Below are 11,912 nucleotides of genomic sequence, written 5' to 3' on the forward strand. Positions count from 1 at the left end.
TTGCCGCACATGCGGTCAAGCGCAGCGCGCTCGAGGCGCGCTTTGTCACGATCGCCGCGTTAGACTGGCATCATGCGTGTCCTGATTTTCCTCCTCAGCCTCGCTCTCGCCGCACCGGCTTCTGCCCAGCTGGTCGTGCCGCTCGCCACGGCCGACGGCCGGGTCGCCTGCGTCCAGGGCAAGACCGGCATCGGCCAGACCTCCGAATGGCGCGCCGTGGCCGACCCCGACGGACCCAATGGCTGGGCCTTGGCCGAGACGGCGGGCGATCCAACGGATTCGCGCTTTCCCTTGTGTATTGCCGAAGGGGCGGTCGGCCGCGACCTCGATGCCACCCTGCGCTTCAAGCCGGTATCGGGCACCCGGGCCCAGGTCGCCGGGCTGATCTTCCGCGCCCAGAGCGCCAACGACTACTACTTCGTGCAGGCCAATGCGCTCGACAAGACGGTCCGGCTCTACCGGATGGAAAAGGGCAAGCGCAACCAGCTCGCCCGCAAGGACGCCCCGATCGAGACCGGCAAATGGCATTCCCTGCGCGTCGTCGCGGCGAACGACAATTTCGAGGTGACGCTCGACGGCAAGCCGATGTTCGAGGTCACCGACCGCAGCCTGCCCCAGGCCGGCGCAATGGGGGTCATCACCCAGGCCGACAGCGTCACCCATTTCGGCTCCCTGCTGCTCAGCCCGCCGCAGCCCCGGTAGCCGGACGGCTCAGGCCAGGCAGTGCAGTATCGCGCCACGGTGTCGACGGCGATCGAGTGCAGAAGATGTGCTTTCGGCTCGTCGAGCCCGACCGTGCCATCGAGCCCTTCCCGGCCGCGTCCAAACAAGGCGGCATACAGGCCGCCAGATAGGTTCCGAGCAGGCTCGGATGGGAATTGTCCTCCAGATGCAACGCCAGGCCCGGATGCTCGGCACGGGCCGTGGCGACCGCCAGCCCGGCCGGCACGACCGCCGCGTTGTTCGCTTCGCCGGCAGCCTGTAGGCGTCGGCGAGCCGGTCTGTCATTTCCGGCCGATCAGCATAAGCCCAGGTCATCAGCAACGCCGGACGCGCCCCGTGCCGGCGCACGGTAGTGCAGTTCGGCGTAGAGCCGTTCGCTGTCGAAGCGCAGGCCGTCCATGTCGAAGATGACGGCCATCGCGGGTTTCGGCAGCGTCATGCTAGCCGCGTGCCGCCAGCAGGGTTTCGACCAGCTCGACGAAGCCGGCGCCGGAGCGGGCGGAGGTGATCCAGCGCGGCAGGTGATCCATGTCGCCCGCGAAATCGCGCACGTTGGCGACGCCGACGGCGTTCGGGAAGTAGCCGAACATCGGCGCGTCGTTGGGCGAGTCGCCGCAAAAGACCCAGCGGGCGCGCTCGGCTTCGAGGTCGATGCCGAACAGCTCCGGCATCATCACGCGGCTGGTGGCGAGCTTATCGTAGTCGCCGAACCAGCCGTTGACGTGGATCGAGCTTGCCTTGGCGTGCGCCCCGTGATGGCGGAAGATCTCCAGGATCCGCCGCACCTCGGCAGGACTGAGCGGCGGCACGTCCTCGCAGAAATCGACGGCGAGATCAGCCACGCGATAGGGCTGGTCGGAGGCGATGCCGGCGCCCGGCACCTCGTTCATGACCTGCTGGCGCACCGCCTTGAGCCGGCGCCGCCCTTCGGCGCGCTCGCTGGCGCTCTGGATGAAGCGGGTCCTGAGCTTTCCGGCCGTCCGGTCCTGCCACATCCAGAAGGCGCCGTTCTCGCCCACCACGGCATCGACCGGCCAGAAGCGGGCGATATGGTCGCACCAGCCCGCCGGCCGGCCGGTGACGGGGATGATGCGCAGTCCGGCGGCATGAAGCGCTGCAATCGCCTGGTAGGCGTCGGCGGTGAGCCGGCCGTGGGTCGAGATGGTTTCATCGATGTCGGTAAGGACGCCGGCAACATTGGCCAGGAGCTCGCGCGGGCACTCGGACAGGGGCGTCATCGGCAAGCGGCAGGGTAAAGACGGGGTCATGGTGCGCGGTTTCTAGCATGGCGTCGCAGCCCCATCGGGACTAAAAGCCCGGCCATGATTCCGCGCTATTCCCGGCCGCAGATGGCGGCAATCTGGGCACCCGAGAACCGCTTCCGCATCTGGTTCGAGATCGAGGCGCACGCCTGCGAGGCCATGGCGGGGCTCGGCATCATCCCCAAGGCGGCGGCCGAGGCGATCTGGAACGGCGGCAAGGCTGCGATGGCGGCGCTGGCGGCCGACCCAGCAGGCAACGTCGGCAAAATCGACGCCATCGAGCGCGTGACCAAGCACGACGTCATCGCCTTCCTGACCTGGCTCGGCGAGTTCATCGGGCCCGAGGCGCGTTTCGTGCACCAGGGCATGACGTCGTCCGACGTGCTCGACACCAGCTTCGCCGTCCAGCTCAGCCAAGCGGCCGATCTCCTGATCGCCGATATCGACAGGCTGATGACAGCGCTTCGCAAACGCGCCCAGGAGCACAAGAACACGCCGACCATCGGGCGAAGCCACGGCATCCACGCCGAGCCAACGACGTTCGGCGTCAAGCTCGCCGGCCACTACGCCGCCTTCGCGCGCAATCGAGCGCGGCTGGTGATGGCGCGCGCCGAGATCGCGACCTGTGCCATCTCCGGCGCCGTCGGCACGTTCGCGAATGTCGATCCGCGCATCGAGGCCCATGTCGCCCAGAAGCTCGGGCTCAGCGTCGAGCCGGTCTCCACGCAGGTGATCCCGCGCGACCGGCACGCCATGTTCTTCTCGGTGCTGGCCGTGGTCGCGGCGTCGCTCGAGAATCTCGCCACCGAGATCCGCCATTTGCAGCGCACCGAGCTGCGCGAAGCCGAAGAGTTCTTCTCCGAGGGCCAGAAGGGCAGCTCGGCGATGCCGCACAAGCGCAATCCCGTGCTGACCGAGAACCTGACCGGGCTCGCCCGCGTGGTGCGGAGCGCCGTCACGCCAGCGCTCGAGAACGTGACTCTGTGGCACGAACGCGACATCTCGCATTCCTCGGTCGAGCGCTACATCGCGCCGGATGCGACTGTGACGCTCGACTTTGCCCTGGGCCGTGCGACTTCAGTGGTCGAGCAGCTCGTAGTCTATCCGGAACGCATGCAGGGCAATCTCGCCGCCCTCGGCGGGCTGGTCTTCTCGCAGCGCGTCATGCTCGCGCTCACGCAGAAGGGCATGAGCCGCGAGGACGCCTATGCCGCCGTTCAGCGCAACGCCATGGAAGCCTGGCGCGGCAACGCCTCGTTCCTGGCGCTCAGCCGCGCCGACAAGGAGATCGGCCAGTTCCTGTCCGACGACGAGCTCACGGCATTGTTCGACATGCGCTACCACACCAAGCACGTCGACACGATCTTCAAGCGCGTTTTCGGCTGACCCTGTTCCCGATCGCCGGGATCGGCGCGCTCCCGGCCGCGAGCTTGCCTGGCCGCGCTCGCTTGCGCGACTGCCGCCTACTTTTGCTCCGCCATAACCTGCTTCTTGGCTTCCTCCATCAGCCGTTCGCCCTGCTTGCGGATGGAATGGTCCTCCATCGGCTTGCCGGCAGCGGCGAGGTCCTTCATCAGCTTGTGGATGACGTCGGAATCCCCCGGCTTCTCGAAATCCGCCATGACGACGTCCTTGGCATAAGCCTCAGCGTCGGCCCCGGCCTTGCCGAGCAAGCCGGCGGCCCACAGACCGAGCAGCTTGTTCTTGCGCGCATTGACCTTGAATTGAATCTCCTGATCGTGCTGGAACTTCTTTTCGAAGGATTTCTCGCGATCGTCGAACGTCGTCATTGCCGCTCCGCTGGGCTTGGTGAGTGGCTATATAGCGGTGCGGCCCTGCTCTTTCCACCCCACTGCGGCAATGGCAGACTCGACGGCCAATCCGGGTGAGGAGACGGTATGTCATTGGAAAAGCTGCGTGAATGGGTCGGCCGCACGCGTGCCGTCGAAGATCTCGTCACCCCCTTCCCGGTGCGCGCCCTGTCCGCCACCCTGGATGAGCCCGATCCTGATCCCGTTGCCGGCGACGCACTGCCGCCGCTCTGGCACTGGCTGTTCTTTCTCGAGGCAGCGCGGCTCTCCAAGGTCGGCTCCGACGGCCATGCCGAGCGCGGCGACTTCCTGCCGCCCGTGCCCTTGCCGCGCCGCATGTGGGCAGGCAGCCGATTCGCCTTCACTGGCGAGCCGCTGCGCATCGGCGAGACCGCCCGCCGCACCTCGCGCATCAAATCGGTCGGGCCCAAGACCGGCTCGACCGGGTCGATGGTCTTCGTCACCGTCGAGCATACAGTCGCCGGCTCTCGTGGCACGGCTTTCGTCGAGGATCACGACATTGTCTATCGCGAGGCGCCCAAGCCCAGCGAACGCCAGCGCGAACCAAAGCCCGCCCCGGTCGACGCCACCTGGTCCAGGAAGATCGTGGCCGATCCCGTGCTGCTGTTCCGCTTCTCCGCCCTCACCTTCAATGGCCATCGGATCCACTACGATCAGCCGTATGTCACCGCGGTCGAAGGCTACCCTGGGTTGATCGTTCACGGCCCATTGATGGGTCTGGTACAAATGGAATTGGCGCGCCGATCGAACCCCGGTAGAATTCCGCGGAGGTTTGAATTCCGCGCTCTCGCACCTGTCTATGCCGGGCCGGCCTTCTCCGTCCAAGCTCGACAGGAGCCCGATGGCTCGGTGACGACCTGGATCGCCGACAGCAATGGCGGCTTGGCTCAACTGGGGAAAGCGACGTTCCAATGACTCGACACATTCACCACGCCAGCTGCGGCTGCATGCCCGCCCTGACACGCCGTGGCGCTCTCGGCCTCGGGTTCGGTGGCGCCATGATGGCGGCGTTTCCCGCCCTGGCTCAGTCAAAGCCCACCGAGGCAATGCTGTTCAATTGCATCGATCCCCGGGTGACGACGACGTCGCTCGCCTACATGGTGAGCCGCGGTTTCATGGACCGATACAGCCAATTCGTCATCGCTGGCGGCCCCATCGGAGCGGTGGCCCCGGCCTTCGAGCATTGGCACAAAGCCTATTGGGAGAACCTCGCCATCACGATCCAGCTGCACAAGATCAGGCGCGTCGTCGGCCTCACGCATCGCGACTGCGGTGCTGCCTTTGTTGCCTACGGTGACGCCCTTCGTACCGACAAAGCGCTGGAAACCGCCAAGCAAACGGAAGCCCTGAAGACCCTCAAGGCCGAAATCAACAAGCGACATCCGGAGCTCGCCGTCGACATCGGCATCATGTCGCTCGATGGCGTGGTCGAAGTGGTGAGCTGATCTCCAGAACTCTCGAACATCAGGGAGCGAAGGAGTATAGAGCCGTCTGACGGAAACCTCCTTCGTGCCCGAATCGGCCATTCCTCCCCCGCCAGTCCAGAACGGCGCGCAAGGCAGCACGCTCAGCCGGCAGCTCGCGCTTCAGCGCGACCGCAGGCCTGCCGACCCGCTGCTCTCGCTGGTGGTCCCGGTCTTCAACGAGGAGGAGTCGATCGACATCTTCCTTGGCGCGGTGACGCGCCTGATGGAGCGCGACGGCTTCCGCTTCGAGATCGTCTTCGTGAACGACGGCTCGCGCGACAACACGCTGGTCCACCTGCTCGACCGCAGCGCCGCCGATCGTCGGCTGCGGATCGTCAACCTGTCGCGCAATTTCGGCAAGGAAGCCGCCCTCACCGCCGGCATCGACCATGCCCGCGGTGACGTCATCGTGCCGATGGACATCGACTTGCAGGATCCGCCCGAGCTGATCGAGCCCTTCATGAGCCGTTGGCGCGAGGGCTACGACATCGTTTATGGCGTGCGCACCCTGCGCACCTCCGACAGCGCCGCCAAGCGGCTCTCGGCCAGCTGGTTCTATCGGGTGTTCAATTCGATGTCGCCGGTCCGCATTCCCGAGAATGTCGGGGACTTCCGCCTGGTCGACCGTCGTGCGGTCGAGGTGCTGAGGCAGTTGCCCGAGCGCAATCGCTTCATGAAGGGCCTGTTCGCCTGGGTCGGCTTCAATGCCGTGGGCGTGCCCTACGAGCGGCCGCAACGGGCCGCCGGCTCGACCAAGTTCAACTTCTGGCGGCTGTGGAATTTTGCGCTCGACGGCGTGGTGAGCTTCTCGACCGCACCCTTGCGGGCCTGGTTCTACGTCGGCGTCGTGATGGCGAGCATCGCCATGCTCTATGCCCTGTTCATCATCACCCGGGTGCTGATTTTCGGGATCGACACGCCGGGCTACGCCTCGCTGCTGATCGCCGTGCTGCTGATGGGCGCCATCCAGCTGCTCTCCCTCGGCATCATCGGGGAGTATCTCGGCCGCCTGTTCCTCGAGGTCAAGAGCCGGCCGATCTACGTCGTCGAGGGCGTTTACGCGGACGGCACGCCGCAAGCCGCCAAGCCCTGAGCGCATGGACCTCAAGGAAGAGGACATCTTAGGCGCCGACATCTGCCGGCACTGGTACTACCGGGCGAAGGCCGCCGCCCTCAGCCGCGCCGTAGCATCGCTGGAGCCGCGGCATATCCTCGACGTCGGCGCCGGATCGGGGTTCTTTTCGCGCCATCTGCTGGAGAAGACCGACGCACAGGCAGCGCTATGTGTCGACACCGGCTATGCCGCCGACCGCGATGACAGCAGCAACGGCAAGCCGGTGCGCTTCCGACGGACGATCGGCCACGTCGACTGCGACCTCGTGCTGATGATGGACGTGCTGGAACATGTCGACGACGACCGTGGCCTGGTCCGCCACTATGCCGACAGGGTGCCGCCAAGCGCTCACTTCCTGGTGACCGTTCCCGCCTTCAGCTTCCTGTGGAGCGGCCACGACGTCTTCCTCGAGCACAAGCGACGCTATCGGCTGGGCGAGATCGAGGCCGTCCTGCGCGCCGCCGGCCTCGAGATCGTGTGCGGCTCGTATTATTTCGGCTTTGTCTTCCCGCTGGCTGTCGTCGTCCGGCTGGCCTCGCGCAATGCGAGCGACCCTCGGACGAGCCTGAAGCGGCATGGCGCCCTCACCAACGGCCTGCTCTGCGCCGCCTGCGCGGCCGAGTTGCCGGTATTCCCGATCAACCGGCTGGCCGGCCTGTCTGCCTTCGTGCTGGCCAGAAAACCCTAGCTGGCCGTAACCTCCGCCAAGGAGGACCGCCATGCCACTTCTCTACCGAAAGCAGGGTCACACGGGCATTTTGACGCTGAGCCGCCCGGAGGCGCGCAACTGCTGGGGCCAGGATTATGCCGACGGCCTGTTGCGCCATCTCGACGAAGCAGCCGACGACGACGACGTGCGCTCCGTCATCCTGACCGGCGACGAGGCGGGCGGCGCCTTCTCCGCCGGCGCCAATCTCCGCGATCCCAACACCCACAATACGAGGTCCGCCGAGGCGTTCATCAAGCGGATGGGCCGCGCGCGCAACTTTCCCTCGAACCTGGTCAGCGACTTTCCCAAGCCGGTGATCGGCGCGGTCAACGGCTACGCCATCGGCATTGGCTGCATCATCACCTTCTGTTGCGATCTGATCGTCGCGTCGGAGCGGGCCGAATGGCGGCTCCCGCAGGTCGCCCTCGGCATTCTTCCAAATTACGGCGGGGCGACGCGACTTGCCCGGATCGTCGGCAAGGGGCTGGCCATGCGGGTAGCGCTGGGTTTCCCGATCGAGGCCGACGAAGCCTATCGTATCGGCCTCGCCCAGTGGCTGGTGCCGCACGCCCGGCTGATGGAGCAGGCGATGGCCGTGGCCGACCACATCGCCGGCCTGCCGCCGCTCGCCACGCGCATGGTCAAGGAATCGATGAATCGCGGGCTCGACATCCCCAACATCGCCGACTCCTCGCTGGTCGATTCCTACCGCTTCATGGTGCTCGAGATGAGCGAGGACAAGGCCGAGGCGCACGAAGCTTGGCGACAGCGCCGCAAGCCCAGCTTCCGCGGACGATAGAGCGTGATCCTGTTGGGTTGAAGCACCAAGGAAATCCTCACCCTGAGGAGCGGCCGTCAGGCCGCGTCTCGAAGGGTGGGCCAAGGCAAGCCCGTTGCCCACCCTTCGAGACGCCACGCTCGGCGTGGCTCCTCAGGGTGAGGTCATTCTTTTGCACTTCAATCCAAGAAAATCACGCTCCAGTGCCGGTTCAGGATCTTGGAAGCCGACGAGTGTCGCCCTCGCTCCACGAGGGTCGCGCACCATCTGATACTTCGTCTTCCGCCGAAACCTCGTGCCGTCGAGGGCGGCATAAGCTGCGCGCATCCTGTCCCGCACCCAGGAGCATGCCGTGGACGATATCTGGAAAACCTTCCGGGTAAACCCTGACGAGGGCGAATGGGAGCCTGCAAGCTACAATGTCAAATGGCAAGACGGCCGCGAGTATGGCCGCTGGCGACGAGTGCTCAGGCAACATCGACACGGCCTTACTGTGATCTCGCGCTACACCGCACCGCCAGGCAAGGCGTGGAAGATCGTCGGTCGAGCTTCATCGCTTGGCGAGGAGGTCTACATCATGGCGGGGGCCTACTACGACTCGCGCGGCCGCATTCTTGCTGGGCCAGGAACCTTCATGTTCAACGCGCCAGGAGCCGTTCATGGCGGCATCTCCTGCGATCTCACCCTCTATATTCACTGTTGCAGCGGCAAGCCGGACGAGATCGTATCGATCGACCTGATCGACTTCGAGCCGATGGAGCAACTGCCATCCTGACTCAGCAGGGCGCCCCGTCCTAAAGAGTCGCCAACGATCCCGCGGCCGTCACGCAGCCGTTGCCGCCACGTCCTTGCTGGCAATGCGCTTGCGCCTGGCGTTGATCTCGCGCAGGACCACCAGCATCTCCTCGGCGACGACGTCTCCGGGGATGCCATCGCCTTCGGCCTCGAGCTCCTTCATGTCGACCCACACGGCGTAGAGCGGTGCCGTCCGGCTGGTGATGATGCCGGCATGCAGAAGGGTCTTGATCAGCACGCGGAAGATGTTGGTGCTGTCCTTGAGCTGGGCGCGGCGCTCCTCGTCGCCAAACGTCTCCTTGACGGCGTCGCGCACCCACTGCCAATCGAGCCCGTACTTGACGTAGATGACCTGCTTCTGCTCGGCATTGATCAGGTTGAACAGCAGCATCTGGAAGAGCTGGGCCGCCCAGTCCTCGACCTTCCGGTGCTCGTCCTCGTTGAGATGGCGGATGGTCTTGTTGGCCCAGATGCGGCCGAAGCGATGGTGGAAGGCCTCGTCGCTCATCACCAGCTGGACCAGGCGGCGCAGCACCGGGTCGCTTGTCTTGGCATTGATCGTGGCAAAGGAGCCCATCGCCAAGCCTTCGATCAGCATCTGCATGCCGACGATCTTCTTGTAGACCTCGGGCGTGCCGACGAGGTCGGACAGCACCGTGGCGATCGTCGCGCCGACCGGCAAGGGATCGCCCCAGCGCTTGGCGATATAGCGGGTGAAGCCGGCGACGTGGCGCGCCTCCTCGCGCGCCTGGTTGGCGGCATACTCCTGGGCGCCCGGATCGAGCAGGATGTGGCACAGGCTGGCCGACAGCGAGAGCGCCCCCTGCTCGCCATGCAGCAGGTTCGAAACGGACCAGTGGGTGACGTCGTTGGCCAGCTGGACCTGCTGGCCTTCGTCGAGCCGGTCGCGGACGGCGCTGCGCAGCTCGAGCACCATGTCGAGCGGCAGGATCGGCGTCGTCGCCATGTCGAACGGGGCGTCGAAATCGAGGTAGGTCTTGTCCAGCGGGTCCCAGAAATGGTCGTGGGTGGCCGAGATGATGGCGTCGAAGGCGTCGCTGCGCCGGCCATAGCGGGGCACCTCGATCATCGCCGAGAAATCCTCGGGTCCGACGGCATCATAGGCCTTGTCGTAGGTGATTTGCTGGGCCATGTGGAGACTCCTACAAACCGGCAAATATGACGACTGTGTCATCTTTTTCAATGGATTTTTCCCCCGCCGCGGCGCAAGGGATTTCCGCCATAGTCCGGCCCATCGGCGGGGGCCCCAATGGAGCGGGTTCGTTGCGGCCCGCCAAGGAGTAAGACATGTCCCGCCGCCGTCGCATATACGAGGGCAAGGCCAAGACCTTGTTCGAAGGGCCTGAGCCCGGGACGATCGTCCAGTACTTCAAGGACGATGCCACCGCGTTCAACAACCAGAAGAAGGGCACGATCACCGGCAAGGGCGTGATCAACAACCGGATCTCCGAGTTCCTGATGACCAAGCTCGGCGAGATCGGCGTGCCGACCCATTTCATCCGCCGGCTCAACATGCGCGAGCAGCTCATCCGTCAGGTCGAGATCATCCCGCTCGAGATCGTGGTGCGCAATGTCGCCGCAGGCTCCTTCGCCAAGCGCTTCGGCGTCGAGGAGGGCACCCAGCTACCGCGCTCGATCATGGAGTTCTTCTACAAGAACGACGCCCTCGGCGACCCCATGGTGACCGAGGAGCACATCACCGCCTTCGGCTGGGCGACGCCGCAGGACCTCGACGACATCGTCGCCCTGACGCTGCGCGTCAACGACTTCCTGTTCGGCCTGTTTCTCGGCTGCGGCATCAAGCTGATCGACTTCAAGGTCGAGTTCGGCCGCCTATATGAGGACGACATGGTGCGGATCGTGCTGGCCGACGAGATCAGCCCTGACTCGTGCCGGCTATGGGACCTCAGGACCAACGAGAAGATGGACAAGGACCGGTTCCGCCGCGACCTCGGCAAGGTCGAGGAGGCCTACCAGGAAGTGGCCCGGCGGCTCGGCATCCTGATCGACCAGGGGCCGGGCGACGTCCGCGGCCCGACGACAATGCAATAGGGGCGATCTCGCAGCAGACAGGCGAGCAGCTAAAGAGGCGACATGAAAGCCAGAGTTCACGTGACCCTGAAGAACGGGGTGCTCGATCCCCAGGGCAAGGCGATCGGCCATTCCCTCAACCGGCTGGGCTTCGCCGAGGTGGGCGATGTCCGGCAGGGCAAGTTCATCGAGCTGGAGTTGACCGAGACCGACACGGCACGCGCCAAGGCGCGGCTCGACGAGATGTGCCGCAAGCTCCTCGCCAACACCGTGATCGAGAACTACTCGATCGAGCTGGTGGGGTGATGAGAGTGACCGCGCGAGCATCCTTGGAAGCAAAGGTCCCTCGCTTACGACGCTTGCTTCGCAAGCGTCTCGCTCGGGATGACGACAATACTGTCATCCCGAGCGCAGCGAGGGACCTTTCCTCGTCTCTCGAATTGAAGGGCGTGCAGGGATGAAATCGGCAGTCCTCGTTTTCCCAGGCTCCAACCGCGAGGTCGACGTCGCCCAGGCGATCGAGCTGGTCACCGGCCGCAAGCCGCAGATGGTGTGGCACGGCGACGGCAACTTCGAGAAGACCGACCTGATCGTCGTGCCCGGCGGCTTCTCTTACGGCGACTACCTGCGCTGCGGCGCCATGGCGGCGCAATCCCCGGTGATGGCCGAGGTCAAGCGCCGTGCCGCGCAGGGCGTACCGGTGCTGGCGATCTGCAACGGCTTCCAGATCGTCACCGAGGCCGGCCTCCTGCCCGGCACGCTGATGCGCAACGCCCATCTGAAGTTCGTCTGCCGCGACGTGCATCTCAAGGTCGAGACCAGCCAGAGCCTGTTCACCAACCGCTACCACGCGGGCCAAGTGATCCGCGTGCCGGTAGCCCATGCCGAAGGCAACTACTTCGCCAGCGAGAACACGCTGAATCGGCTCGAGGATCGCGGCCAGGTGGCGTTCCGCTACTGCGCGCCCGACGGCACGGTCGACCCCGACGGCAACCCCAACGGCTCGATCCGCAACATCGCCGGCGTGTTCAACGAGACCAAGACGGTGATGGGGTTGATGCCGCATCCGGAAAACGCGGTCGAGCCGATGTTCGGCGGCTGCGACGGCCGCGCCCTGTTCGAAGGCATGGTCGACGCCCTGTCATGAGGACGGTCAACTGCCTGTGCATCGACCTCTCTAA

General features: G+C 65.3%; 15 protein-coding genes. 11 read left to right on the forward strand and 4 right to left on the reverse strand.

Annotated elements, in window-relative coordinates; genetic code table 11:
• Positions 1 to 72 precede the first annotated feature (72 nt).
• Positions 73 to 702, forward strand: coding sequence for a family 16 glycoside hydrolase (locus ACILR9_RS05285; protein ID WP_395708853.1), 630 nt, complete (start codon positions 73 to 75; stop codon positions 700 to 702).
• 316 nt (positions 703 to 1,018) lie between these two features.
• On the opposite strand, the gene ACILR9_RS05290 is transcribed toward ACILR9_RS05285, so the two are convergent.
• Together ACILR9_RS05290 and ACILR9_RS05295 are read right to left on the reverse strand one after the other, a co-directional pair.
• Positions 1,019 to 1,162 carry a hypothetical protein gene (locus tag ACILR9_RS05290; RefSeq protein ID WP_395708854.1) on the reverse strand — a complete coding sequence of 48 codons (144 nt, stop codon included), beginning with the start codon at positions 1,160 to 1,162 and terminating at the stop codon, positions 1,019 to 1,021.
• A gap of 1 nt (position 1,163) precedes the next feature.
• Positions 1,164 to 1,991, reverse strand: a complete 828-nt coding sequence (locus ACILR9_RS05295) for an HAD-IIB family hydrolase (RefSeq protein ID WP_395708855.1) — start codon at positions 1,989 to 1,991, stop codon at positions 1,164 to 1,166.
• A 54-nt stretch (positions 1,992 to 2,045) separates the two neighbouring features.
• Here ACILR9_RS05295 and purB point away from each other — a divergent pair, with 54 nt between their 5' ends.
• Entirely contained in the window at positions 2,046 to 3,371 is a 1,326-nt protein-coding gene (purB, locus tag ACILR9_RS05300) for an adenylosuccinate lyase (RefSeq protein ID WP_395708856.1), read from the forward strand.
• Between the two features lie 77 nt (positions 3,372 to 3,448).
• Here purB and ACILR9_RS05305 read toward each other — a convergent pair whose 3' ends face one another.
• Entirely contained in the window at positions 3,449 to 3,775 is a 327-nt protein-coding gene (locus ACILR9_RS05305; protein WP_395708857.1) for a DUF1476 domain-containing protein, read from the reverse strand.
• Between the two features lie 108 nt (positions 3,776 to 3,883).
• Here ACILR9_RS05305 and ACILR9_RS05310 point away from each other — a divergent pair, with 108 nt between their 5' ends.
• The 6 genes from ACILR9_RS05310 (at position 3,884) to ACILR9_RS05335 (ending at position 8,659) form a co-directional block, all read left to right on the forward strand.
• Positions 3,884 to 4,732, forward strand: a complete 849-nt coding sequence (locus ACILR9_RS05310) for a MaoC family dehydratase N-terminal domain-containing protein (protein WP_395708858.1) — start codon at positions 3,884 to 3,886, stop codon at positions 4,730 to 4,732.
• 83 nt (positions 4,733 to 4,815) lie between these two features.
• Positions 4,816 to 5,262, forward strand: coding sequence for a hypothetical protein (locus ACILR9_RS05315; RefSeq protein WP_395708859.1), 447 nt, complete (start codon positions 4,816 to 4,818; stop codon positions 5,260 to 5,262).
• A 64-nt stretch (positions 5,263 to 5,326) separates the two neighbouring features.
• Entirely contained in the window at positions 5,327 to 6,376 is a 1,050-nt protein-coding gene (locus ACILR9_RS05320; protein WP_395708860.1) for a glycosyltransferase family 2 protein, read from the forward strand.
• A 4-nt stretch (positions 6,377 to 6,380) separates the two neighbouring features.
• Complete coding sequence (locus tag ACILR9_RS05325; RefSeq protein WP_395708861.1) at positions 6,381 to 7,085, forward strand: class I SAM-dependent methyltransferase; 705 nt, start codon at positions 6,381 to 6,383, stop codon at positions 7,083 to 7,085.
• 31 nt (positions 7,086 to 7,116) lie between these two features.
• On the forward strand, positions 7,117 to 7,905 hold the full coding sequence (locus ACILR9_RS05330; RefSeq protein WP_395708862.1) for an enoyl-CoA hydratase/isomerase family protein: 789 nt from the start codon (positions 7,117 to 7,119) through the stop codon (positions 7,903 to 7,905).
• A gap of 331 nt (positions 7,906 to 8,236) precedes the next feature.
• Positions 8,237 to 8,659 (forward strand): cupin domain-containing protein, encoded by a 423-nt coding sequence (locus ACILR9_RS05335; protein ID WP_395708863.1) that lies wholly within the window; start codon positions 8,237 to 8,239, stop codon positions 8,657 to 8,659.
• Between the two features lie 48 nt (positions 8,660 to 8,707).
• On the opposite strand, the gene ACILR9_RS05340 is transcribed toward ACILR9_RS05335, so the two are convergent.
• On the reverse strand, positions 8,708 to 9,832 hold the full coding sequence (locus tag ACILR9_RS05340; protein ID WP_395708864.1) for a ferritin-like domain-containing protein: 1,125 nt from the start codon (positions 9,830 to 9,832) through the stop codon (positions 8,708 to 8,710).
• A 155-nt stretch (positions 9,833 to 9,987) separates the two neighbouring features.
• Here ACILR9_RS05340 and purC point away from each other — a divergent pair, with 155 nt between their 5' ends.
• From purC to purQ, 3 genes are all read left to right on the forward strand, one after another.
• Positions 9,988 to 10,752: a phosphoribosylaminoimidazolesuccinocarboxamide synthase gene (gene purC / locus ACILR9_RS05345; RefSeq protein ID WP_395708865.1), complete on the forward strand. Its 765-nt coding sequence runs from the start codon at positions 9,988 to 9,990 to the stop codon at positions 10,750 to 10,752.
• 42 nt (positions 10,753 to 10,794) lie between these two features.
• Positions 10,795 to 11,037 carry a phosphoribosylformylglycinamidine synthase subunit PurS gene (purS, locus tag ACILR9_RS05350; RefSeq protein WP_395708866.1) on the forward strand — a complete coding sequence of 81 codons (243 nt, stop codon included), beginning with the start codon at positions 10,795 to 10,797 and terminating at the stop codon, positions 11,035 to 11,037.
• 151 nt (positions 11,038 to 11,188) lie between these two features.
• Entirely contained in the window at positions 11,189 to 11,878 is a 690-nt protein-coding gene (purQ, locus tag ACILR9_RS05355) for a phosphoribosylformylglycinamidine synthase subunit PurQ (RefSeq protein WP_395708867.1), read from the forward strand.
• Positions 11,879 to 11,912: the final 34 nt, after the last annotated feature.

Origin of the sequence: Reyranella sp., from assembly GCF_044224635.1 — a bacterium.
GTDB lineage: Bacteria > Pseudomonadota > Alphaproteobacteria > Reyranellales > Reyranellaceae > Reyranella.